Genomic DNA, 26,793 nt, shown 5'->3' with positions numbered 1-26,793 from the left:
TTTATTATTTCATTTATCATTTGGTCATCATCTTCTTTTCCGCACTCTTCAATCCTTTCAGAGAAGCTTTGACCTTCACATCACCACCGGTTTGACTGGAACGTAATATAGCCATCACAAACCCTTGATGCAGCTTCTTATGATTTCCGGAGAAAAGCTCATCGGTCATGTGATCACCATTATCTACAGCAATCAGTCTGGCTTCACCTGAAACTTCAAAAGTGACTTCACCTTCGGCAGCAGGTACTACCCGTCCTTTACCATCAACAGCATATACCTTCACATACTGCAAGTCCATTCCATCTGCCTTCCAGTCTGCATTTTCCAGTTCTATTTTCAGCGCTTTTGCCTTACCTGTCGTTTCCAACAGATGACGTGCCACTTCTTTTCCATTGTTACGGGCTATCGCCAGTATATTTCCTCCTTTGCCATAAGGTATGTCTTTCCAATAGATCATATTGCGGCTCTGTATATCATCTCGTTTATTCTTCTGAATGCCGAAAGACTTTCCATTAACCAGCAATTCTACTTCGTCAGCATTTGTATAAGTGAACAGGTTCTGCTTACTTCCTTCAGGTCTGTTCCAATGAGAAGAAAGAGGCATACGGCCCACTGTGACATCATTCCATTCAATACTTTCTTTCTTACTATCTACTACTCCGATATGAACCAGAGGTTCATCACTAAACGCACTTTTTATCAAATACGCTTGTGGATAAGGTTCCAAAGCATGATTAAAGAATGAATAATTCCAACCTTTTTTAGGCCACCCATTCGATTCTCCCCAGTATTCAATAGCTCCCCAATAAGCAAGTCCTACCATCTTATCCTGATCCATACCAAAGAAAGGAGCAGTAAGTTCACTACTTGTTGCCTCACTCTGATAAACGATCAATCCGGGACAAGCTTCGAGATACTTAGCATAATCAACATATTGATAGTTGAAACTGGCCACTTCGGTCACTGTAGACAGCTCAGGAGGAAGGATTTTCTTATTGAAGTCTGACTCTTTTCGACTAATGGCACCTGCCCGCGAAGGATACATAGCCACCGTTGTCTTACGGGTAGAGTCATAACGTTTCACAAGCACATCGAAAATTCGATAAGTCGTAACACCCCAATCACCGGTAGGAAATCCGGCCAGATCTTCCCGCATCTGCAATTCGTTGCCTATACTCCACATAATAACCGAAGGATGATTTCTGTCACGCTTGATCCATTCGGGAATCATCTTATACCATAACTGAGTAAAAGGCACCCGGCCTCCCCAGTAAGATTTATCACTCCACTTATCAATCAATTCATCTACAATCAGGATACCATGCTTATCTGCCAATTCAAGGAAAGACTTCGAATAAGGATTGTGCGATGTACGGACATGATTATAGCCGAACTTCTTAAGTAATTCAAACTGTCGTTCAATAGCACGGTCGAATGCGGCTGCTCCCACAGCACCTAAATCGTGATGATTGGCAATACCTTTCAAGAATAACTTCTTACCGTTTAGTTTAAAGCCAAACTCCGGAGAATATTCAAGTGTACGAATACCAAAAGTCTCAGTTACATTATCGATAACTTTCCCCTTATGGAGCAATGTTATTTCTGCTTTATAAAGATTCGGAGTTTCACAAGACCATAACTGAGGATTGGAAACAGTAACTATCGGAAGAGGTACCTCAACGGTAGCCAACTTGTTTTTCTTAGGAGCCATTCCCTTTGTTTCCGTTACCAGTTCACCTTTCGGAGAAAAAATTCTGGCATTGATTTCTATATCCAGCTGCTTCCCACGAATACCTTCCAACTCAACCTGTACATTAACATCAGCACTTTGTTCAGTTATTTTAGGAGTAGATATAAACACTCCATGACGGGCTATGGAAACGGAATCTTTTACCAACAGATGGACATCCCGGAACAAACCTCCTCCTGTATACCAGCGTGATCCTCCTTTATTGCCTGTAGAAGCACTGACAGCTACTATATTATCTGCATCATATCTAAGCAATTTGGTGATATCCGTTTCGAATCCAAGATAACCATAGTCTGTACTTCCTACTTTCTGACCGTTCACCCAGACATCACCCACTAACATAATTCCCTCAAAATCAAGCAGTACTCGTTTTCCTTTCCACTCAGGTTCAGCTTTGAAAGCCTTACGATACCAACCGGTTCCCATCGCTTTAAAGCCACGCGCTCCACCCGCACCCTGGTTCCACGGCTGTTCTATTTGAAAGTCATGAGGCAAATCCAGCACACGCCAATTACTATCATCATAGTTCAAGGAATACGCATCCTTCAAATCACCAGTCTGGAATTTCCATCCGAAATTAAACAATCGGGACAAACGCACTTGTTCACCAGTATCTTGTGCGATGAGCAAACTAAATTGAAGAGTCAATAAAGATAATAAAATCAGTTTTTTCATTTTGTGCATATTAATAATTTCATAGTGTCACAAAGATAGGTTCGATTTCAATATCAGTACATAGAAGTTTGTACATTTACATAGATTATTCATCACTTATCACCCGTAAAAACGATAAAGTCTCAGGTAGCCGCAAACTACCCGAGACTTTCGTTTAAATATGATCACTTACTTTTTATACAAACCAGACCCTAAATAAAAAAATCAATTAAACAAGGAATGATCCGGCAGTTTTCCCAAAAACAGAGATGAACCCAAAAACAAATTAAAGTTCATATATGAACTTTTTTACTCAGTCTTTATGATTCTCCATTTGATAAGTTATCTTCTTTTCTACTACATTTTCAACATTACTTACTTTCTTCACAAACTTCTTAACCGACCCGACCTTTACATTTTTGATTTGCACATTCTTTACAGGCAGTTCAGCATTTCCTTTCAGCTCATAAACGGCGTCTGCCGACTCACAGTTTACTTTATCCATATAGATACCATCAATGCGAGTGATTCTCTTTTCGTATGTCGGCACTAAATCTTTCCACTGATAAAGTACCTCCGTATCTATTTCAAGTACCCGCTGTGCTGTACCTGCCTCTACATTTTTCATATAGATATTCTCAATAAATCCTCCTCTGCGATGATTGGTCTTCACAAAGAAAAGACGCATCACAGAATTAGGTGCCGTACAGTCGTGCATATAGATATTCCGTATACCACCGGAAATCTCACTACCGATACCCAGTAATGTGTGTCCTTTCAATATCCGGCAGTTACGGATAACTATATTCTCGCAAGGTGTATTCAACCGCCACGCATCCTGATTACGACCCGCTTTGATTACGACAGCATCGTCTCCCTGGTCAAAAGAACAATCTTCGACCAGAAAGTTACGGCTCATCTCAAAGTCAATGCCATCATTATTATGTCCATGTGCCCGTACATCCAGATTACGTACCATTCCTCCGTCGCACATATAGAGATGAATTGTCCAGAAAGGACTCTCACGTATTTTAAATCCGTCCAGCATTACATTCTTACAGCGATTGAAATGTATCAGATGCGGACGCAAATGATTTTCGCCAACAGCCATCTGACGTTCAATGACAGGCACATTGGTAGAAGCTTTTGTATACAAATCCTTCAATGCTTCCAGATGAGGTGCAGGGCGTTTAAACCATACTTTCCATGTTCCCATCTTCGGCTGCAACGTTCCTTTACCACTGATTGCCACATTTTCACATTCGAATGCATACAACAGAGGTGAATAATTATAGCACTCCAGCCCTTCCCATGAAGTCATGACTGCCGGAAGATAATCTTCCGGATTATCGGTGAAACTCAATACAGCATTTTCTTCCAAACAGAGGTTTACATTGCTTTTAAAGTGTACGGGGCCCGTCAGCCAAGTGCCTGCCGGAACAACAACACGCCCGCCGCCCGCTTTATTACATGCGTCAATAGCAGCAGCAATCGCCTGGGTATTATTTACTTCCCCACCCGGTACAGCTCCAAAATCAGTAATTTTAAAATCCTGCTCCGGATAAATAAAAATCTTGATCGGCTGCATCGGAAAAGGAGCTTTTACTTTGACAGTCTTATAGTGATCTCCTGCCACAACCATGGTAACGGACAACAGCCCGAAACACATGCTTACCATCCATCTTAAAAAGTTCTGTTTCATTATTATATCGTATTTAAATTTGTCCAATCCATTTTATTTTCGACTTTTCAAAGTCACCTTTATCACATCTCCATACGGATCGAAATCAAAAAGAACCTTGTCACCGGTAACCTGTACAGGCAATTTTCTTTTCCCTTGTTTTACAGTCACTTTCTTTATATCCTTACCGGTAATCACCATTGTCAATGGTTCTACAAAGAGTTTCTGATCCAATTTCAGTTCCGGAGTTATCAACAGGGTATTCTTTTTATTCACAACATCCAGTTTCGTTTCTTCTCTTTCTCTGATATAAGAAGCTACTTCCCGAAACGTTCCTACCCATATTTCATTCTCTCTCACTTTTACCTGATCCCAATGATCCCACAAGCGTTGAGGATTGCGAAAAGCATCATAACCATAAGTTAGGCCATGTGTCATACCTACTCCCCAGTCATTTGTTTCAATCAGGGTATTCATCCATTTTTCCAAATCCTGCAGAGTCGATTTACTTCCAATCGAACGTTGATGAGTTCTTGTTCCTACCCGATTCTGTACGGCAATCCTCCGCCCTTCCGCTTTTTTATTATTATTGGGATAGCAGAAAGTACGAGGCATTACTCCTGTATTTGCAAAGATAGCACTATCATTCTTTAAAATATCCTCTTTGATTTCTTCAATCGGGAAACGTGCGAAGTTTTTATGCGCCCAGCCGTGATTGGATATCTCATGCCCCTTATCAGACATTTCCTTAAGTTGAGGCCAAGTCATTCTTGTAGTGTCGGTTATATTCCTGTTATCTTTGTTTATATTGGAGCCGCATATCCAGAATGTTCCCCGAAAACCTCTCTTTTCCAGTTGGGGAGCAACCAGTGTATAGTGCTCCGCCAATCCATCATCAAAAGTATAGCTGATGGCACAGGCCTTGTCCTGTTTATATCTGGCAACGTATACATTCCAATCTGCCCCCGACATATAGCCGGTGCAGAACAACAAACTCAAAATAAAGAGTGAAAACTTTTTCATCGTTCTATCGTTTTATTGGTTTATCTTCACATTATTCATTGTCAATGAATGGATGATGCTCTGATCCACATTTCCTTTCTTAGCCCGTACTGTCAGATTCTCAAAATGGAAATCGGACAATTTATATTGGTTGGACTTCTTCACATTAAAGAAGACATTGCAATCGATATCAAGGTTGCGCATCGTAATATTATTGGAATAAGAAAGGGGAATATCCTTGCGGTCTTTCAAGTCGTAGAACTGTGTCCAAGGAGCTATATTCAGACAATTCTGCACATTCCCTGTGATATCTTCTACCAAAATATACTCATATTTTTGCGGTGTATCCGGGCGCATTTTAAGAGTCAGGAGAGCACGTGCCTTATCCACCTTACAACGGCGGACAATCACATTCCGACTATGAATGGATTCACTGCCACAGGTGAAGGCGCTATGACAGAATCCATAAGTACAGTCTTCAATAATAATATTATAATTTTCTCCATTATTGTCATCTTTATCCGCCCAAGGTCCTTTTCCGCCTTTTAAGGCTACTGCATCATCATTGACAGACATATAACAGTTCTTTATCAGCACATTATTACAAACATCCAGATCCACCGCATCTGTACTGGGAGCTTTTACGGGGCTGGCAGGCGAGGTAATGCGGAGATTCAATAATTTCAGGAAACTGCATTTATAGAAATGAGTGCTCCAGAAAGGAGAATCCATAATCCTGATTCCTTCAATCTGAACATTTTTACAGTTGGACATATAAATAATGCGAGGACGCATTTCTTCCATATTCGTGCAATCCGGGTTTATGGAACGGCGCAACCAGAATGACTTCCAATACCGGAGCCCGTTTCCATTCAAAGTTCCCTTTCCCGAAATAGTAAATCCATCCAGTCCGTCTGCATTTACCAAAGCCATAAAGTAGTTCAAAGTTTGTCCCTCCATACGGGTCATTTTCACCGGGAAATGACTGATGTCATCACTCCCCTTTAATACCGCATTTTCCTCCAGATATAAATGAGTATTATTCTTAAAGAAAAGCGATCCGCTTAAAAAGGTACCTTGGGGAACTACTATCACTCCACCCCCATTCTGTGCAGCCAAATCAATTACTTCCTGTATCTTCTTCGTCTGCACCACCGTACTGTCGTTCACTACCCCATAATTGGTTATACTATATTTCTTTCCTAAAGCATTCACATTCACTTCCTTGTTTTCCCTGAACCATTCAGGGATTGCCTTGCCGTCAGGAAAAACCTCCTGAGCCACCATTTGTGTACAACACAAAATCAATACCAGTCCTACAATTTGTTTCATTACCTATTTATCTTTTTATACTTATCTATTATAAATCAACACCTCACATTGAAAACACCAATACTCCTGCGGTTGGGATCTCTTCAGTTCCTACCAGCACCTTACTTACCTCCGGTACGTTGAATGTATAAGGACGGTCGGAATAATTCAGCACAATCCCCAGCCCGTTCCGGTATTCCAGCGTTACTCCATAAGGCAAATCCATCACAGGAATTTGTAGCTGTGCATATAATTTCTTCAGGATATCCTTTTCCAACGCACCATTGTGGCTGTCCACTCCGACATACGTTACAGTGCCTTTACCCAGTTTTCTGAATGTGACGGCAGGACCACCTTCATAAAATTCCCGGGTGTACGTCGCCCAGACCTGTGCATCTGAGGCGGGAATCAGAATTTCACCCCATGTATTCCACGTATATTCCTTTCCGTTCATGACGACAGTACCCGGATTCTCCGGTAGCAGCAGGTCATAAAAGTTCATTTCATTGCCGGTCAGAGGAGTAACCATAGAACCGAAAGGAGCTTCCGGTAAACGTCCATAACGGTCTTTCTGGGCCGTGCGACAGGTCAACACAAGATTACCGCCATTCTTCACGTAAGCAATCCATCGGTCTACCAATGCCTTATCAGCCAGTTGGTAAGCAGGAGCTATCACTACAGGATACTCCGTCAACTCCTTCTGTTCGGAGATAAAATCAACGGGAGCACCAAAGGACTTCAAAGTCCGGTAATACTTCTCTATATGTGCAAAAGTATCCCATGTACGGTTCTGTTTCTGCCGCTCGATACTCCAGGAATTCTCGTGGTTGAAAAGGATGGCGGTATGACGTGCCAGATAGTCAGCAGGCTTCGTTTCGCGCGGAGCATAATGTTTCCGGAGTTCCTTTATCTCTTTTATAAAGGTTTCATATTCCCTTCCGCCGGGAGTGACGCTTACCCCATCCGTTCCTACTATTCCATAATGATACTGCTCTGTACCGTACAGAGGCTGGCGATAGCGATACGTACAGATAAAATCGCTTCCACCGGCAAATACACTCCACATCCACAGACGGACAGCCCCCGGAAGCGGTTGCGGATTAATGCCACCCCAGTTCACTTGTCCCGGTTGCAACTCCATCACTCCGTACGTACCCTGTATAGGACGGAAGAAGTCATTCGCCCAGGCAATACGCAATGGATTTCCGACCCGATATCCGCGGCGTCCGATCCCCTCGTTGTCGCCATACACCATATAACGTGTATAACTCTGGAAATCGAGCGCAGGACTACCGCCGATATGTCCTTCATCATAGTTGGGGATATAGTTGGTAGTAATCCACTGGTTCTTTGCATATTTTCTGATCAGCAGGCATTGCTCATTCAGAAAATCATTGGTCTGCGCAGCGGCAAAACGACGATAATCCAGAATCTGATGATGATTCATAAACATCTGGACACGCTTAGGAAGAGTGATTTCATCAAAAGAGGAATAAGCCTCACTCCAGAAAGCCGTTCCCCATGCATCGTTCAGCAACTGAATGTCATGATTGTATTTTGTACGGAGATAGTCGCGGAAAGCAAGCTCCGCTTTCGGATTATAATCAAACTGTACGGCTGGTTCATTATCAAGCTGCCATCCCACAATACGGGAATCACTTCCGTAATGCTGTGCCAGTTTCTCAATCATCTTATACGATAATTCCCGATAGAGCGGCGAAGCAAACGAGGCATGCTGGCGGGCACCATGGTCGAGAACGGTACCATCTTCATTCTTCAACAGAATTTCAGGATATTTCCGGCTCATCCATACGGGCGGAGTAGCGGTAGAAGTACACATGATGACCTTCAGATCATATTTGGCTGCAAGAGCCACAGCTTTATCGAGCCAGGAAAAATCGTATCGTCCTTCTTCCGGCTCCAGCTGCGCCCATGCGAACTCTGCAAAGTGGGTAAACTCGAATCCCAGTTCATGCATCTTCTTGAAATCACGCTCCCACTGGCTTTCATCCCAATGTTCGGGATAATAATAAACCCCTGTCAATGTCAGATCCTTATCATTGAACCAAGAAGAAGTTTGTGCTTTTGCAGACTGCATTCCCCCGGAAAGGGCTAAAATACCGGCACAAAAGACTGTCAGAATTTTGCTCTTCATATTCTCTGTCATTATAGTTATTACACTGTTTTAGTTATTCATAAATCTTCCATTCCCACAAGCCGGCATCTCCCCGACGGATATGGAGACGAAGATAGCGGGCTTCACCGATGGCACCGGCAATATGCGGAGACCGTGCCTGTACCTTGCCCTGTTCGGCACATGTCTGCCAATTCTTTCCATCTGCGGATTTCTCCAGCCTCCACGCATGCCCTTCTGTGGGACGGGTAAAGAAGAAATGACATTCACTTACTGTCCGTACTTCTTTCAAATCTACTGTAATAAAGGGACTGCTGTCCGTATCAGCCGCCAGCCAACGGGTTCCGTTTGATTCGTCCGCCACATGGGCAGCCTGATAAGTATGTGTACGGGTATAATTCTTCACTGAGCCTTTATCCGGCAGGGGCTGGTTGGGTTGTGTCTCTATGCTGACCGTCGAAGTACGCGGCGCTTTCTCGCTGGAAGCATAAAAGTGCGACTGCAATGCCAGATTTTTTCTCGTTTCCTGCGGAGCAGCCAAACAGCCTACTCCCCGTGCGTCCGGTACCAGCGTCCTGATGGTCCCGTCTTCATCAAATTCCATCCGGTTGGCATATACCTGCCGGGTGGTACCTCCATCTCCATATTCAAGATAGACGAAGATATATGCATCGGTTCCCTCATCATAGAACACATTGCCATGCCCCGGTCCCCAAACCTGATTTTCAGGGGCAGAGAATAAAAAGATATCATTGCCTTCCGGTTTGACAAAGCCTATCAACGGAGACTCACGACTCATCATGTAGGCATTGGCATAATTCTGATGACCGCTTAAGGTATATACATAGTAGTAAATACCTTTTCGCTTGAACATCAGCGGGCCTTCAGAGTATCCCTGACGGGCAGTTTTGATACTGACCGGCTCACCCTCTATGTGCAGCTTATCATCCGAAAGACGGGCGGCAAACCTGCGCCGCCAAAAAATATATCCCTTCCCATCCTCATCGACAAACGGTTCTCCATCGATATCCGGTACAATAGCGGGACTATCCGCTTCCGCTGTTCCGGGCACAGACAGTCCTTTTCCTTCAGCAAACCGGAAAGGGCCATCCGGACGATCGGCCACAAGCACATACGTACCCATCTTCTCGTCCGGTTTTACAAATGTCACGTACAGATAATACCTGCCGTCCTGTTCAATCACTTTTCCGGGAGCCCAATACCGGAAATATCCTTTCTTCTTTTCACCTTTGTCATTTACATATTCATATCCTTTCGCCCAGTCGAACCCGCGAATGTGGGAACCTTCAAAACTCCAGTTTACAAAATCTTTCGACTTCCACACTACCGGAGTGCCGGCACGTCCCAATCCGTAGTCCAAATCTGTCGTACCATACAAATAGTACGTATCGCCGAACTTGGAGACAGAAGGGTCTGCCAGATTATCGGGGATCAACGGATTGTAAGCCCGGTTGGCAACCAGCGCCTCTACTACGGAAGCATCCACCGCAAAAGCGGTTCCGTGACGGATTCCTCTCGGAAAAGAAACCTGATCGGACACGTCTTCCCACGTTTCACCATGATCCAGCGAACGGACTGCACCGTAGCGATGATCACGATACTTATCAAAATATACATAAAGCGCATCACCGACAAAAAGAGGTGCCGGTCCTTCCGCCCAATACTTTCCCGTAATGGGGACCGATACCTTCGTTGGAAAACCTTTGGCCAGATCTTTGGTACGTGTCACACGCAGGTTTTTCTCCGGAGGATTGGAGTTCTCATTCTTAACGACCATGATCAGGTCTCCCTCTTTCGGGTCTTTCACGATAGCCGCATCAATAACACTAAAATCCGGATTGAAAAACATCTTTGTCTTTGAGAAAGTGCGGAAATCCTTCGTAGTGACATAGTACATGCGATGGTTCAGTCCCTTCTCACTTTCGCTGGTGGGCACTTCTTTGTGACGTCCGGGGATAGTAGTCGCCCAAAAGATATAATACGTTTCCGAAGCTTCGTCATAAAAGAGTTCCGGCGCCCAACAATTATGGGCCTTCGGTTCATGCATCATCACCGGAATGGCTTGTTGTTCACTCCAATGAATCAAGTCACGGGAAGAGGCATATCCGATAATCCGGTCCGTCCAGCTGGAAGTCCAGACCATGTGAAATGTTCCGTCGGGAGCTTGGCATATACTGGGGTCACGCATCAATTTATCTTTACCAACAGCCGGAGTCAGAAAAGAGCGTCCGCCGTTCAAAGGAGTCCAGTTCAGTCCATCATAACTGTAGGCAAGATGCAGACCGTCCTTACTGTCATTGATAAAATAAGAAAAGAGATAAGCAGTCTCACCTGCCGAGATTGTCATTACTGACCAGAGAGTTAAAGCCATCCAGGCAAATACTTTTTTCATGGTTCACCTTAAGATTAAAAAGTTTACTTCGCAAAGATATGGCATCCATCAGAAAATCAGAAATCAATGATAATGGAGATATTATCACATTCATGTAGTTTCGTACACCAACCGTCAGAAAAGCCATTTTTAGCACAATATTCTATGTATCTGTACATCTTTCTATTTTATTGATTCTCCAAAACCCCTACTTTAGCACCAGATTTTAAAACATAGTGAGAAACATATCAATCCTACATATCATGAAACAACTTTTAGTAAGTATTGCCATTGTATTCGCCTCTGTACTGACTGTAGGAGGGCAAAACTCTTCTTTCAGCCTATCCGGGACATGGGATTTCCAGATTGACCGGCAAGATGCGGGTGTGAAAGAACAATGGTTCAATAAATCGCTCGACGAATCTATCAACCTGCCCGGTTCCATGCCCGAAAAACTGAAAGGGGACAACGTAACCGCACGCACCAAATGGACAGGAAGTTTATATGACAGTTCTTACTATTTCAATCCTTACATGGAGAAATACCGGATAGAAGGGCAAGTCAAATTACCTTTCTTCCTGACTCCCGACAAACACTATGTAGGTGTCGCCTGGTATCAAAAGAAAGTGACAATTCCATCCGACTGGAAAGGGGAGCGAATCATTCTTTTCCTGGAGCGTCCGCATATCGAAACGACCGTATGGGTAAACTCTAAGAAGATGGGTATGCAGAACAGTCTTTGTGTTCCTCATGTATACGACCTGACTTCGGCAGTCACTCCCGGCAAACCTTGCCGGATCACTATCCGGATCGATAACCGGATTAAAGAAATCAATGTCGGTCCGGACTCACATAGCATCACCGACCAGACACAGGGCAACTGGAACGGTATCGTAGGCAAAATCGAACTGCAAACAACACCTAAAGTCTATTTCGATGACATACAGGTATATCCCGATCTGAGCAACCGGAAAGCGCTGGTACGTATGAATGTGAAATCCTCTTCCGCTGCCAAAGGAGAAATAACGCTTTCTGCCGAAAGCTTCAATACAGATACCCGGCATAAGGTAGCCCCTGTTCAACAGACATTCCGTATCCAGTCAGGAGACAATCGGGTAGAAATGGAACTTCCGATGGGAAAAGACTTCCTGACATGGGATGAATTCAACCCGGCACTCTACAAGCTGACGGCTACACTGAGCAGCGGCAAGCAGTCTGAAAGGAAGCAAGTGCAGTTCGGCATGCGTGATTTTAAGATAGAAGGAAAATGGTTCTACGTCAACGGACGGAAGACAATGCTCCGCGGTACAGTGGAAAACTGTGACTTCCCGCTTACAGGCTATGCGCCGATGGATGTGGCTTCATGGGAACGGGTTTTCCGCATCTGCCGCAGCTACGGACTGAACCACATGCGCTTCCACTCTTTCTGTCCACCGGAAGCAGCTTTCATTGCTGCCGATCTGGTCGGTTTCTACCTGCAACCCGAAGGTCCCAGCTGGCCCAATCATGGTCCGAGACTGGGCAACGGACAGCCTATCGACAAGTATCTGATGGACGAAACGATCGCTTTGACTAAGGAATACGGAAATTACGCCTCTTATTGCATGCTGGCGTGTGGCAACGAACCTTCCGGTCGTTGGGTACCCTGGGTAAGCAAATTCGTCGATTACTGGAAAGCAACCGATCCCCGCCACGTATATACAGGAGCCTCTGTGGGAGGCAGCTGGCAATGGCAACCTCACAATCAATATCATGTGAAAGCCGGAGCACGCGGTCTCAACTGGGCCGGCTCGCAACCGGAAAGCATGTCCGACTACCGTGCCAAAATCGATTCCGTGAAGCAACCGTATGTATCTCATGAGACCGGACAATGGTGCGCATTCCCGAATTTCAGCGAGATACGCAAATATACCGGAGTAAACAAGGCCAAGAACTTTGAAATCTTCCGGGATATCCTGAATGACAATCACATGGGCAGCATGGGACACGACTTCATGATGGCTTCGGGCAAACTTCAGGCAATCTGCTACAAACACGAGATTGAAAAGACACTGCGTACACCCGATTATGCAGGATTCCAACTGCTGGCACTGAATGACTATTCCGGTCAGGGAACTGCATTGGTAGGTCTTCTGGATGTCTTCTTTGAAGAAAAAGGCTATATCAACGCAGATGAGTTCAGACGCTTCTGCAGTCCGACCGTCCCATTGGCACGCATTCCCAAATTCGTGTATACCAACGATGAGACTTTCCATGCCGATATCGAAGTGTCGCACTTCGGGGCAGCCCCCTTGCAGGGAGCCAAAACCGTGTACAGCATCAAAGATGAATATGGCAAAGTATACGCTCACGGAACAGTAGGTACTCAGGACATACCTGTCGGAAATCTTTGCCAGCTGGGAAGTGTAGATATGAAACTGAACGGCATCACTACACCGCAGAAATTGAATATGGAGATTCGTATTGAAGGCAGCAACGCTATCAACGACTGGGACTTCTGGGTATATCCTGCACAGGTAGAACTGACTCAGGGGAATGTATATACTACCGACACACTAGATGCGAAGGCCATCTCCATTCTGAAAGAAGGAGGAAACGTACTGATTACGGCAGCCGGAAAAATCCAGTACGGCAAGGAAGTGAAACAATACTTCACCCCTGTCTTCTGGAACACTTCCTGGTTCAAGATGCGTCCACCCCACACCACGGGTATCTTCCTCAACGAATATCATCCGCTTTTCCGTGAATTCCCGACAGAATATCACAGTAACCTGCAATGGTGGGAACTGCTGAACAAAGCACAAGTGATGCAGTTCACCGGTTTCCCGGCAGACTTCCAGCCGACTATTCAGAGCATAGACACCTGGTTTATCAACCGGAAAATCGGAATGTTGTTCGAAGCCAACGTATTGAACGGCAAAGTGCTGATGACCAGCATGGACATCACTTCAAAACCGGAAAAACGAGTAGTTGCACGCCAGATGCATAAAGCAATTCTGGACTACATGAATTCCGACGCTTTCCGCCCGACAGCGAACATTGCTCCGGAACTGATTCAGGAACTATTCACCAAAGTAGCAGGAGACGTGAAATCTTACACCAAAGATTCGCCCGACGAACTAAAACCGAATATTAATTAAACTTATTGATTACTGATATGAAAACAATCTTCGCAGGGCTTCTGCTCCTGATGGCAACGTCTATCGGTGCTCAGGAACAAGCCCGGACATTTCAACTGGCAGACGCTCCCCGCTACAGCGAGGAAACAGGATATGGATATGACCTCGCAGCTACGCCCGAAAAAGGAAGCAAAGCTCCTTTCTTCTTCTCGGTCCGTGTGCCGGACGGCAACTACAAAGTAACCGTACGTCTCGGAAGCAAGAAGCAGGCAGGCGTAACCACTGTACGAGGTGAATCACGACGTTTATTTGTCGAGAATCTACCCACCCGGAAAGGTCAGTTTACAGACGAAACATTTGTCATCAACAAGCGGAATCCACGCATTTCCGACAAAGAATCGGTACACATCAAGCCGCGTGAAAAGACCAAACTGAACTGGGACGACAAGCTGACACTGGAGTTCAACGGTGACGCTCCCGTATGCCAAAGCATCAGCATTGAACCTGCCGACCCGTCTGTGATTACCGTATTCCTATGCGGCAACAGTACGGTGGTCGATCAGGACAACGAACCGTGGGCAAGCTGGGGACAAATGATTCCTCACTTCTTCGGCACCGACGTCTGCATAGCCAATTATGCCGAATCCGGCGAATCGGCGAATACCTTTATCGGAGCCAAACGGCTGGCAAAAGCGTTAAGCCAGATCAAAAAGGGAGATTATCTTTTTATGGAGTTCGGCCACAACGACCAGAAGCAGAAAGGACCGGGCAAAGGAGCTTACTACTCCTTCATGACCAGCCTGAAAACATTTATCGATGAGGCACGTGCCCGCGGAGCGCATCCTGTACTCGTCACTCCTACCCAGCGCCGCAGTTTCGATACGAACGGGCACATCCGCGATACTCATGAAGATTATCCGGAAGCCATACGCTGGCTGGCAGCCAAAGAAAATGTTCCATTGATCGATCTCAATGAAATGACGCGCACTCTGTATGAAGCACTGGGACCGGACACTTCCAAACGTGCTTTCGTCCACTATCCGGCAGGCACTTATCCGGGGCAGACCAAGGATATCGCCGACAATACGCATTTCAATCCTTACGGTGCTTATCAGATAGCCAAATGCGTCATCGAAGGAATGAAGAAAGCCGTACCCGAACTGGCGAAGCATCTCAAAATAGACCCGGCATATGATCCCGCACATCCGGACGACGTGAATGCGTTCCACTGGAATGAATCACCTTTCACGGAAATAGAGAAACCGGACGGCAATTAAAAGAATCCTATATTAAAGAACTATATGAGAATCAAAAACATCCTTCCCCTACTGCTGGCAGGCTCGTTTATGGTAGCGTGCACCCCGGCAAAACAAGCCGGAAACAGCTTCGAATGGGGACAGGTACCTCAGCAACCGGACTTGTCGTGGGCAGACAGCGTAGGTAGTCGCCAACTTCCCGGAGACAAGATGATTATATCCGCCAATTCTTTTGGCGCAGTAGCAGACAGCACTGTACTCAGCACGGAAGCCATTCAGAAGGCAATCGACAGTTGCGCTGTCTCCGGCGGAGGAACTGTAATCCTGCAACCGGGGTATTACCAGACAGGCGCCTTGTTTGTGAAAAGCGGTGTCAACTTGCAGATCGGCAAAGGGGTGACTCTGCTTGCCAGTCCCGACATCCACCATTATCCCGAATTCCGTTCGCGCATAGCAGGAATAGAGATGACATGGCCGGCAGCAGTAATCAACATTGTTGACGAGAAAAACGCTGCCGTCAGCGGAGAAGGTACGCTGGACTGCCGGGGAAAGGTTTTCTGGGACAAATACTGGGAAATGAGGAAAGAATATGTGGCCAAAGGGCTCCGCTGGATTGTGGACTACGACTGCAAACGGGTACGGGGTATCCTCGTCGAACGCAGTTCGGACATCACACTAAGCGGTTTCACTCTGATGCGTACAGGGTTCTGGGGATGTCAGATTCTTTATTCCGACTATTGCACCATAGACGGATTGACGATCAACAATAACATCGGCGGTCACGGCCCGAGCACGGACGGCATCGACATCGACTCCTCCTGCAACATTCTGATCGAAAACTGTGACGTGGACTGCAACGACGACAATATCTGTATCAAATCGGGAAGGGACGCAGACGGACTGCGCGTGAACCGTCCGACTGAGAATGTGGTAGTGCGTAACTGTACCGCCCGCAAAGGAGCAGGACTTATCACCTGCGGCAGCGAAACTTCGGGCAGCATCCGCAATATATTGGGCTATGACCTCAAAGCGGTCGGCACATCGACCGTACTGCGGTTAAAAAGTGCCATGAACCGTGGAGGAACCATAGAAAATATCTACATGACCCGCGTCAGCGCGGAAAATATCAGTCAGGTATTGGCGGCAGACTTAAACTGGAATCCGAGTTATAGCTACAGCACCTTGCCTAAAGAATATGAAGGCAAAGAAATTCCGGAGCACTGGAAAGTGATGCTGACTCCGGTAGAACCGCCCGAAAAAGGATATCCGCGTTTCCGCAATGTATATCTGTCGCAGGTAAAAGCGGAAAATGTAGATGAATTTATCTCTGCTTCCGGTTGGAATGATACGTTACGTCTGGAAAACTTCTATCTTTACGGCATCGAAGCGCAGACCAATAAACCGGGAAAAATCTGCTATACGAGAAACTTTAATTTATCGGGAATCACATTGGACGTCAAAGACAGGGATGCCATCGAATTAAAGGAAAACGAACAAAGTAATATCCACTTCGACTATGTTAAAACAACTACTGACCGCCGTACTGCTGGCAATCTGCCTCATTAGCGTACAAGCGCAGCCATTGACTCCTCCCGCCGGAACCTTCCGTCTGGGAATTTCGAAAGGAGCCGACAGTCATTGGCTGGCTCCTCAGGAAAAAGTAAAAGGAATCACTTTCCTGTGGAAAGCCTTGCCGGATACCCGTGGCTTTATCCTCGAAGTAACAGTCGCTTCCTTACAGCAGGCCGACACCTTATTCTGGAGTTTCGGAGACTGCCGTCCGGACATGGATATCAATGTATTCAGTGTAGAAGGACAAGCCTTCACCTGCTACTACGGTGAAAGTATAAAACTCCGTACCTTGCAGGCCGTCACTCCCACTGACGACATCCGTCTAAGCAACGGTCATCAGGACAAGACCCCTTTGCAGCTCTACGAATCGGGAAAACGAACAGACCGCCCTGTTCTTGCAGGTCGCTGTCCGCTCACAGCAAACGGGAAGCTTTATTTCTGTTTCTACGAGCAAAACGCCCAAGCGGATTATAATTATTTCATGTTGCCGGAGCTTTTTAATAAAATAAAGAATGAACTCAAAACCAAATAAGAAAAGAATATATCTATTACTCACTCTGCTGGCCAGTTGCCTGTATTTGCAGGCAGCAACCTACAACGTCAGAGACTTCGGAGCAAAAGCGGACGGAAAGACTATTGACTCTCCCGCCATCAACCGTGCCATCGAAGCCGCGGCACAAGACGGCGGAGGCACCATATATCTTCCTGCCGGAGAATATGCCTGTTATTCCATCCGGCTGAAAAGCAACATCCATCTCTATCTGGAACAGGGCGCACGCATCATCGCCGCTTTCCCGGGCAAGGAGGAAGGATATGACCTGGCAGAGCCCAACGAGCATAATAAATATCAGGACTTCGGACACAGTCACTGGAAGAACTCGCTCATCTGGGGAATCGGTCTGGAAAATATCACCATCAGCGGTCCGGGACTGATCTATGGCAAGGGACTGACCCGTGAAGAAAGCCGTCTGCCGGGAGTAGGCAACAAAGCTATCAGCCTCAAAGACTGCCGGAATGTCACGCTGAAAGATTTCTCCATGCTCCATTGCGGACACTTCGCCCTGCTAGCCACCGGTGTGGAACATCTCACCCTGCTGAACCTGAAAGTAGATACCAACCGCGATGGATTCGATATCGACTGCTGCCGCAACGTACGCATCAGCCAATGCACGGTCAATTCTCCGTGGGATGATGCCATTGTTCTGAAAGCCTCTTATGCATTAGGACGTTTCAAAGATACGGAAAACGTAACGATCAGCGATTGCTACGTCAGCGGATTCGACAAAGGAAGTGTACTGGACGGAAGCTGGCAACTCGACGAACCACAGGCACCCGACCACGGATACCGCACCGGACGTATCAAGCTCGGAACGGAAAGCAGCGGAGGATTCCGCAACATCGCCATCACCAACTGTATATTCGAACATTGCCGGGGACTGGCACTCGAAAGCGTGGACGGCGGTCATCTGGAAGACATCGTTATCAGCAATATTACCATGAGGAATATCGTGAACGCTCCTGTCTTCCTCCGGCTTGGCGCGCGAATGCGTAGCCCCGAAGGTACTCCCGCAGGAAGCATGAAACGCATTCTTATCAGCGACATCAACGTATGGAATGCCGACAGCCGTTATGCTTCTATCATCAGCGGCGTGCCCGGAACCTATATCGAGGACGTGACTTTCCGCAACATTCATCTATATTATAAAGGTGGATATAACGCGGAAGACGGCAAACGTGTTCCGCCCGAACAGGAGAAAGTATATCCCGAACCCTGGATGTTCGGCACGATTCCCGCCAAAGGATTTTATATCCGCCACGCAAAGAACATAACTTTCGACGGCATCCGCTTCCACTTTGAACAGCCGGACGGACGTCCGCTCTTCGTGACTGACGACGTAGAAAACATTGAATACTATCATACACCCACAGAATAATGAATAAAAAACAACTGATATTCCTCTGCATGCTCGCAGCAGGCGGAAGTGTACAAGCACAACAGTGGCCGGATGCTCCGGCAGAAGCCCGCCCCGGTACCAGATGGTGGTGGCTGGGAAGCGCTGTCGACGAGAAGAACCTGACTTACAATCTCGAAGAATACGCCCGTGCCGGCATGGGCACCGTAGAAATCACTCCCATTTATGGAGTGCAGGGCAATGACGCCAACGATATTCAGTTTCTTTCTCCCCGATGGATGGAAGTGCTCAAACATACACAAGCGGAAGGAAAGCGCACCGGCATCGAGATCGACATGAATACCGGAACAGGATGGCCCTTTGGAGGACCGGAAGTCAGCATCGAAGAGGCAGCCAGCAAAGCTATCTTCCAGACGTATGAGATAGAAGGAGGCCAGGAAATCGTACAGGACATCAATGTAGCTGACAAGAAACAGCAACCTTATTCGGTATTGAGCCGCGTGATGGCCTATGACGGAAACGGGCGGTGCATCAATCTGACTTCCCATGTCAGGAAAGACAAACTGGAATGGAAAGCTCCCGCCGGAAAATGGAAAGTGATAGCCCTTTATAACGGCAAGACACGGCAGAAGGTGAAACGTGCCGCTCCCGGAGGAGAAGGATACGTGATGAATCATCTTTCCAAAAGTGCGGTCAAAAGCTATCTTTCCCGGTTCGACCGCGCTTTCAAAAGCAGCAAGACGAGTTATCCGCATACATTCTTCAACGACTCCTACGAGGTATATCAGGCAGACTGGACAGAAGATTTTCTGGATCAGTTCGCCCGCAGGAGAGGATATAAGCTGGAAGAACACTTTCCGGAGTTCCTGGACGAAAGCCGTCCGGAAGTCAGCCGCCGCATCATATCCGATTACCGGGAAACGATTTCCGATTTACTGCTGGAAAACTTTACCCGTCAATGGACGGACTGGGCACACAAGAATGGAAGCATCACCCGCAATCAGGCACACGGATCGCCTGCCAACCTGATTGATGTTTACGCAGCCGTAGACATTCCCGAATGTGAAGGATTCGGCCTGTCTCAATTCCATATCAAAGGATTACGCCGGGATTCACTGACCAAGAAGAATGATTCGGACCTGTCGATGTTGAAATATGCCTCTTCTGCTGCCCATATTGCTGGAAAGCCCTATACTTCTACCGAGACATTTACATGGCTGACGGAGCATTTCCGCACTTCCTTGTCGCAATGCAAACCGGATATGGACCTGATGTTCGTTTCCGGCATCAATCATATGTTCTTTCACGGAACTCCCTATTCGCCCCAAGAAGCCGAATGGCCGGGATGGCTGTTTTACGCCTCTATCAATATGAGCCCGACCAACAGTATCTGGCACGACGCTCCTTCTTTCTTCGATTATATCACCCGTTGCCAGAGTTTCCTGCAAATGGGTAAACCGGATAATGACTTCCTTATCTATCTGCCCGTCTATGATATGTGGGAGGAGCAGCCGGGACGTTTGCTGCTATTCAGCATTCATCACATGGACAAACTCGCCCCCAAATTTATAAATGCCATCCACCGCATCAACAACAGCGGATATGACGGAGATTATATCTCTGACAACTTCATCCGCAGCACCCGTTTCAAAGACGGCCAGTTAGTCACTTCCGGCGGAACCGGCTACAAAGCACTGGTTGTGCCCGCCGCCCACTTAATGCCGAATGACGTTCTGGCTCATCTGCTGAAACTGGCGCAACAAGGAGCTACCATCGTATTCCTCGAAAACTACCCGACAGACGTGCCGGGATACGGTCAGCTGGAACAGAAGCGCAAGACTTATCAACAAACGCTGCAAAAGCTGCCTTCCGTATCATTCTCCGAAACAACGGTCACCCCGGTGGGAAAAGGCAAGATCATTACAGGAACGGACTATGCACGCACTTTGGCGAGTTGCAATATTCCGCAGGAAGAAATGAAAACCAGGTTCGGACTGCAAGCTATCCGAAGGGTGAACGATAACGGCCACCATTATTTCATCTCTTCCCTCCAAGATAAAGGAGTGGATGATTGGGTGACACTGGGAACAAAAGCCGAAGCCGCTGCCCTCTTCAATCCCATGACAGGCGAATGCGGAGAAGCACGTATACGCCAGACCGGAGATCAGACACAAGTCTACCTCCAGTTGAAATCCGGTGAATCGGTGATTTTGCAGACTTATCAACAGCCGTTGACAGGCGCCAAGTCATGGAAATACATTCAGGAACAACCGTTCAGCCTCAGCCTGAATCATGGCTGGAAACTGCATTTTGCCGAAAGCCAGCCGGAAATAAAAGGTACATTCAACATCGACCGCCCTTGTTCGTGGACGGCCATTGACCATCCGGCAGCCAAAACCAATATGGGAACCGGTGTTTATTCATTGGACATCGAATTGCCTGCCTTGCAAGCTGACGACTGGGTGCTCGACTTAGGAGATGTCCGCGAAAGTGCCCGTGTCCGGATCAACGGACAGGAAGCAGGCTGCGCATGGGCAGTACCTTATCAGCTAAGGGTAGGCCATCTGCTGAAATCAGGAAAAAACCACATCGAGATAGAAGTCACCAACCTTCCTGCCAACCGAATAGCCGAACTGGACAGGCAGGGAGTGCAGTGGCGCAAATTCAAGGAGATCAATATCGTCGATCTGAACTATCGTCCGGCTAACTACGGTCATTGGGCTCCCATGCCTTCGGGACTAAATAGTGAAGTCCGGCTGATTCCGGTAGATTATTTATCTTTTTAGACACACTGAAGTTATTATCTAAATCTACTCTCAGTTCAAGATAAGGCAATATACCTTGATTCCCCTCTTTTCAAAAAGGAGGGGATTTTTTTGCTCTCAACAGTAATTATGCACGACTTTTGCTCCCATGCTCTCACTATCCGTCTGTATCCTCCTGTTCATCGGCATTACAGTGATGAGAGCGAATGTGGTAGCAGAGTGAGAGATAACTGTTGCCCTCACTTTGTATCATCCAGGTTTCGCAGAGCCCTTTACACCAGGGGAGTCAATCGAAGTAGTTTCATATAGGGAAACTAAAAGTTTCAAGTAATGAAACCAAGAGTTTCAAGCAGAAGAAACTGTTGTTTCACCGCATGAAACCGGTATTTGAACTATATCGAATGAATAACCGCTAAGAACCTGCGATCTGAACAGTGAGAGCAACAGCTTGCTCTCACTCTGCTACCACATTCGCTCTCATCACTGTAATACCGATGAACAGGAGGATACAGACGAATAGTGAGAGCATGGGAGCAAAACTCATATTAAATCTATTGGGAGAGATAAATTAGTTGAAACAGAGTTAAGTTCAACCGATTTCCTCTTCATTCGACTTCGTTTGTTCTGTTTGTAATTCTTTCAATTTTATGATTTCTATAGCATTCTGAACATATTCCCATGTCAATACCAAACGGGCCATAACACGATCCGAGCAGGGTGATGCATCATCTACAAACTCATCAATAAGGACATTAAGGAAACAAAGTGTGCAATTAAGATCCTGTTTTGACGACTCATCAATACTTTCAATTTGTCCAAAGCTGGGCCAGTTGTCTTTAAGAAAGGCAAGTTTATCGGTGGTGTTCTGCAAATCAGTCTTCATCAAGCAGGTACCGGAACAAGTAGGGTCATCCATAATTATTTGTTTTTTTATTTGTGTGTATTTCCGCACGCTTTCAAAAGAAAAGCGTGGAACTGCAATATATGTTTTGAAAAGAGGAAAAAGAACTAACAAATGAAAAGAAAAGCATAACAAGTGCAAATATAATCTCTAATATACAGCATTTTAAGTGGTATCAGATTCGGGATTGAGTTTTTAATTTGTCTTAATTTGTTTCAAGTTTCTTCGGGATATATGGGAACATATACGGGAATTTATTTACCTTTGCAATGTGAATCAAAAACGCATTGCCGATGAAAGTTTCCGTCTATCTGAAAAAGAACAGTTCCTCGACCTCGAACATCTGTTTCCGTGTCCGTGAGAGGAACGTGGATATAAAGGTCGTTTCACCTCTTGTAGTCCATGACAAGTACTGGGATGCAGATATCCTCAGTTATAAACGCACGACAGCCGTACCTGCCGTTGAGCAGAAACGCCTGCCCGAGCAGATTGCCGCTATCATCGAGAAAGTGGAGAAGACCTTTTCGGACAAGGCGGACAGCAAATGGCTGAAACAGGTTATCGAAGATGTGCTATATCCTGCCCGTGTCTTCGAACGCAACCATCCAAACCTGCTCTACCGTGTTCATGAATATCTGGAGAAGTACGAAGGGGCTGATAGAACCAAAGAGCATATCATACGCTTTGAGCGCAAGATGTCCCGCTATCACGACTACCAACGGGAAATACTGGGCAATCGTGATTTTACGCTCTTTGTGGAGACTGTCACACTGGAACAGATGAACGGTTTCCGGGATTATGTCGCAAATGAATATCTGCTGCGTCAGGAGTATCCGGAGTTCTATACTCCCCGCATACTTATCAACCACAAGCCCAAGCCGCTCTCCAACACGACCGTCATCAATATCATGAACTTCTTCTGTACATTCCTGCACTGGTGCAAGAGGATGAAGTATTCCGACAATGAGGTGTATGCACTCTATGGCTGCAAGGAACCGACATACGGAGATCCGTTCTACCTTACTTCGGAGGAAAGGAATGTCTTGTACTATGCGGATTTGAGTGTTCATCCTAAATTGGCGGTCATCCGGGATATATTCGTGTTCCATTGCTATATCGGCTGTCGTGTCGGAGACCTTTACCGGCTGACAAGGGAAAACATCAAGGACGGATTTCTCGAATATATGCCACAAAAAACGAAAAAGTGTCAGGCAAAGACAGTCAGAGTCCCTTTGCACGAAAAGGCTTTAAAGATATTGGAACGCTATGATGCAAACGCGGACAGACTATTTCCTTTCAAGCCCATACACACCTATAATCTGGGCATACGTGAACTTTTGAAACATTGCGGCATAGACCGCATGGTTACCATTCTTGACACGCATGGCTATAATACCGTGCAAAGACCATTGTATGATGTAGCCAGCAGCCATACGGCACGCAAGACTTTTGTAGGCAACCTGTACAAACAGGTTCCCGATCCGAATCTGATTGCTTCCCTGTCGGGACACGTGGAAGGAAGCCGGGCGTTCAGGCGATACCGCAACATAGACGATGATATGAAGCGAAAACTGGTAGAAATGATAAACTAAGGAGGACTTATACATGAAAGTAACGGCATTTATCAGAAAGACATCGGCCAAGAACAACGTGACGGATCTGGCACGCGTCTATTTCCGTGTTCGGGATATTGGCGGAGTCGATATAAAAGCGGCAAGCGAGCTTTCCATCAACCCCAATCACTGGAGCGCGGATAAACAAGGCTACAAACCTCGTGTGGCTCTGGTATCGGAAGAGAAGCGAATGAACTTTGACAGAGACATCCAGCAAATCACCCACCTTATCACAAAGGAGTACTACCGTGGAGTGGACGGAAACTGGCTAAAAGGGCTGATAGAGGAATACCACCATCCCAACATCAACGCAAGGGGCGGCAACAAAGCCGAAGAATACCATCTCGTCTACCAAATCAGCCGGTATATCGCAGAAAATAATTTGGCAGATGACAGCTACAAGCACCATCTTGGCAATATAGACAAAATAAGCCGTTACGAGCGTTTCCAGCGTGAAGTACTGCATCGCAGGGGCTTTAAGTTGTGTATTGACACGGTTACCGCCGATGATTTGCGGGAGTTCAAGAACTGGCTGCAGGAGGAACATAATCTTGCCGGACAATACCCTTTGTTCTACAAGGACGTGCAAAAGCAGAAATACGAGCAAATCCGCTCCGAGAACAGCATTACGGGCTATTTCTACCGGATAAGAACGGTTATCAAATGGTGTATTAAACGTGGGCTGACAAGAAACAATCCGTTTGACCAGTACCAGATTACCCAGCCGATGTACGGCGATCCGTTTTATCTGACCCTTGAAGAGAGAGACAAGGTGTACTATGCCGACCTGAGCGGTCTGGGTGCCACCTATCCGGTTTATCGGGACATATTCATGTTCCAGTGCCTGATCGGTTGCCGCGTCAGCGACCTGAACAGACTGACCAAGGCGAATATCGTTGACGGTTGCGTGGAGTACATCCCGCAGAAGACCAAACTTGAACACGCCAACACAGTACGTGTGCCACTCAACCGAAAGGCATTGGATATACTGGAACGTTACAAGGATCTGGAAGATGCGCTGCTTCCACGATTCTCGCACTTCGGCTATAACAAGAAGATAAAGGAAATCCTCAAGTATGCAGGCATCGACCGCATGGTAAGAGTCCTTGACCCGAAGACACGCGAGGATGTGGCACGGCCTCTATATGAGGTGGCAACCACCCATACGGCACGAAAGACTTTTATAGGCAACTTATACAAGCAGGTCAAAGACCCGAACCTGATCGCCTCCATGTCTGGACACTCCGAGGGTAGCCGCGCCTTCGCCCGCTATCGCAAGATTGATGATGAGATGAAAAAGGAACTGGTAAACCTTTTGGATTGACCGTTTTCCTCTTTTCTAATATCCCTTTTTATGCCGACCAATAATATAATACACTATGAATACGGGTGAACGAAAATTGACATACGACCAGTTCAAGGCGGATATCCTTCATTGGAAGAACACGCACAGAGAGGAATACAACCGTTTCGTGCGTCTGATGACAAACGGGGACGAGAAGCAGTACCTTGACATCTGTAAGGCCATATTCAGACAACTACCCAGAATCAAGACTGAATGGGAGTTATGTTGGGATGATGACAGTAAGGGGAATTTTGAAAATATAGATCTCCTATTTAAAAAGGATGCAGTACCCAAGCGGATAGTGGAGTTATACCGTGAACAGAGGAAAGGGAATAATCCTTTGCCTGATATTGCTCCGGCCACATTATGGGACAGGATAAAATCCATTTTCAGTAGTAAGCCCGAAGAACCGCGCATTATCCTTTCAGCACCTCTTGTGTTGAGCTGGCTGTATTACGGAAAGAGTTTTGAGGCGATGGTAAGCATGGTCAGCAAACAGGCAGGGAGTCTGGAAGCAGATGAAGCGGACAGACAAAGCTGTTCTTTTGTTACCCGACAAATCATTAGCGTCTCCATTAAAAGTGGTTTCCGTACCCGTGCCGACTGGGACGAATACTTCGCCATGAACGAAGCCATTAAAGAAAATCGCATCGGTGAATGGGCGTTGCAATCCGCAACAGCCGAAATGGAATCCGATACAGACAGTAACGTTGGTGGCGCGGAATCAACAGATTCCGGCATTGATGTAGTATCAAAGATACAGCGTACAGCCGGAAGGAAGAAGATACAGGAACGACCTCTTATAGATTATCTTAATTGCAAGAACAAAACGGAGGTCTTGCAATGTCTCCGCAGTTTTGTTTCCATTAACAGGAGTGCCGTCCATCAGGCATTGCCGTACTATGTACTGAAAGAATTGCGGCTGGTGGACGGTATGCATACCGCCAAAGAATACAGCGTTGGATTGACCCTGCAATTTCCGGATTTGCCGTCTTTGAAGAGCGAAAGTGCCATACGACAGGCCGTTGGATCTCTGAAAACGGCAAGGCACATAATCAAGGACGGGAAAGACCAGTCCGCACCACTTATAGAAAGTGACGAAAACCGGGAACTATTCCGGACATTGACAGAGGAAATCAGTGGCATTATCAGAACAGATGGAGAAACAGATATTGCAGAATAAGGTAAAATAAGGCTATTTTATATTGTCATGCAGTCTTAAATTGTCATGACGATTTAAGACAAAGTATTATATATCAATTAGTTTTAATTCATACATACTTTTGCACCGTCAATCCTTTCCCCGAAGGTTGGCGGTGCTTCTCTTTTACAAGCCATCGGAAGTGAGGCATCAGGGAACTTTTACAGATGGGCGTGATAAATTT

The 26,793-nt window shown here is 46.3% G+C and carries 16 protein-coding genes; 9 read left to right on the top strand and 7 right to left on the bottom strand.

All coding sequences use genetic code 11. The features are described from left to right. Window positions 1-16: 16 nt before the first annotated feature. The 6 genes from K6V30_RS09285 to K6V30_RS09260 all read right to left on the bottom strand — a co-directional run bounded on the left by K6V30_RS09285 (window position 17) and on the right by K6V30_RS09260 (window position 10,945). On the bottom strand, window positions 17-2,425 hold the full coding sequence (locus K6V30_RS09285; protein WP_055268672.1) for a glycoside hydrolase family 2 TIM barrel-domain containing protein: 2,409 nt from the start codon (window positions 2,423-2,425) through the stop codon (window positions 17-19). Window positions 2,426-2,717: 292 nt separating this feature from the next. Further along, window positions 2,718-4,106: an alpha-d-galacturonidase gene (locus K6V30_RS09280; RefSeq protein ID WP_022302207.1), complete on the bottom strand. Its 1,389-nt coding sequence runs from the start codon at window positions 4,104-4,106 to the stop codon at window positions 2,718-2,720. 33 nt (window positions 4,107-4,139) lie between these two features. Then, complete coding sequence (locus K6V30_RS09275; RefSeq protein WP_055268670.1) at window positions 4,140-5,108, bottom strand: polysaccharide deacetylase family protein; 969 nt, start codon at window positions 5,106-5,108, stop codon at window positions 4,140-4,142. Between the two features lie 12 nt (window positions 5,109-5,120). Further along, window positions 5,121-6,419, bottom strand: a complete 1,299-nt coding sequence (locus tag K6V30_RS09270; RefSeq protein WP_055268668.1) for a rhamnogalacturonidase — start codon at window positions 6,417-6,419, stop codon at window positions 5,121-5,123. Window positions 6,420-6,462: 43 nt separating this feature from the next. Further along, window positions 6,463-8,565 carry a beta-galactosidase gene (locus tag K6V30_RS09265; RefSeq protein WP_055268666.1) on the bottom strand — a complete coding sequence of 701 codons (2,103 nt, stop codon included), beginning with the start codon at window positions 8,563-8,565 and terminating at the stop codon, window positions 6,463-6,465. A gap of 22 nt (window positions 8,566-8,587) precedes the next feature. After that, on the bottom strand, window positions 8,588-10,945 hold the full coding sequence (locus tag K6V30_RS09260) for a family 43 glycosylhydrolase (RefSeq protein WP_055268664.1): 2,358 nt from the start codon (window positions 10,943-10,945) through the stop codon (window positions 8,588-8,590). A 242-nt stretch (window positions 10,946-11,187) separates the two neighbouring features. Here K6V30_RS09260 and K6V30_RS09255 point away from each other — a divergent pair, with 242 nt between their 5' ends. The 6 genes from K6V30_RS09255 to K6V30_RS09230 are packed head-to-tail and all read left to right on the top strand — an operon-like array spanning window position 11,188 to window position 21,570. Beyond that, window positions 11,188-14,064 carry an exo-beta-1,4-galactosidase gene (locus tag K6V30_RS09255; RefSeq protein WP_055268662.1) on the top strand — a complete coding sequence of 959 codons (2,877 nt, stop codon included), beginning with the start codon at window positions 11,188-11,190 and terminating at the stop codon, window positions 14,062-14,064. 17 nt (window positions 14,065-14,081) lie between these two features. After that, complete coding sequence (locus K6V30_RS09250) at window positions 14,082-15,320, top strand: rhamnogalacturonan acetylesterase (RefSeq protein WP_055268660.1); 1,239 nt, start codon at window positions 14,082-14,084, stop codon at window positions 15,318-15,320. 24 nt (window positions 15,321-15,344) lie between these two features. Continuing rightward, on the top strand, window positions 15,345-16,865 hold the full coding sequence (locus tag K6V30_RS09245) for a glycoside hydrolase family 28 protein (RefSeq protein WP_010536731.1): 1,521 nt from the start codon (window positions 15,345-15,347) through the stop codon (window positions 16,863-16,865). Next, entirely contained in the window at window positions 16,816-17,403 is a 588-nt protein-coding gene (locus K6V30_RS09240) for a DUF4450 domain-containing protein (RefSeq protein WP_010536730.1), read from the top strand. Before K6V30_RS09245 ends, K6V30_RS09240 begins: the two co-directional genes overlap by 50 nt. Beyond that, window positions 17,384-18,805, top strand: coding sequence for a rhamnogalacturonidase (locus K6V30_RS09235; RefSeq protein ID WP_055268658.1), 1,422 nt, complete (start codon window positions 17,384-17,386; stop codon window positions 18,803-18,805). The genes K6V30_RS09240 and K6V30_RS09235 overlap by 20 nt, the downstream gene beginning before the upstream one ends. Continuing rightward, window positions 18,805-21,570, top strand: coding sequence for an alpha-L-rhamnosidase (locus tag K6V30_RS09230; RefSeq protein WP_055268656.1), 2,766 nt, complete (start codon window positions 18,805-18,807; stop codon window positions 21,568-21,570). Before K6V30_RS09235 ends, K6V30_RS09230 begins: the two co-directional genes overlap by 1 nt. 568 nt (window positions 21,571-22,138) lie before the next feature. Here K6V30_RS09230 and K6V30_RS09225 read toward each other — a convergent pair. Further along, window positions 22,139-22,465, bottom strand: a complete 327-nt coding sequence (locus tag K6V30_RS09225) for a hypothetical protein (protein ID WP_055268654.1) — start codon at window positions 22,463-22,465, stop codon at window positions 22,139-22,141. 278 nt (window positions 22,466-22,743) lie between these two features. On the opposite strand from K6V30_RS09225, the gene K6V30_RS09220 reads away from it, so the two are divergent. Genes K6V30_RS09220 through K6V30_RS09210 form a run of 3 tightly spaced genes read left to right on the top strand, consistent with a single transcriptional unit; the run spans window position 22,744 to window position 26,591 of the window. Beyond that, complete coding sequence (locus K6V30_RS09220) at window positions 22,744-24,042, top strand: site-specific integrase (RefSeq protein ID WP_055268652.1); 1,299 nt, start codon at window positions 22,744-22,746, stop codon at window positions 24,040-24,042. Between the two features lie 13 nt (window positions 24,043-24,055). Continuing rightward, window positions 24,056-25,387 (top strand): site-specific integrase, encoded by a 1,332-nt coding sequence (locus K6V30_RS09215; protein WP_055268650.1) that lies wholly within the window; start codon window positions 24,056-24,058, stop codon window positions 25,385-25,387. 55 nt (window positions 25,388-25,442) lie between these two features. Further along, entirely contained in the window at window positions 25,443-26,591 is a 1,149-nt protein-coding gene (locus K6V30_RS09210; RefSeq protein ID WP_055268648.1) for a DUF6043 family protein, read from the top strand. The last annotated feature ends 202 nt before the right edge of the window (window positions 26,592-26,793 follow it).

The sequence above is a fragment of the Bacteroides faecis genome (assembly GCF_020091505.1).
Taxonomy (GTDB): Bacteria; Bacteroidota; Bacteroidia; order Bacteroidales; family Bacteroidaceae; genus Bacteroides; species Bacteroides faecis.
The sequence above is the reverse complement of the archived record's forward strand: the minus strand, read 5'-3'. Positions and strand labels throughout refer to the sequence as shown.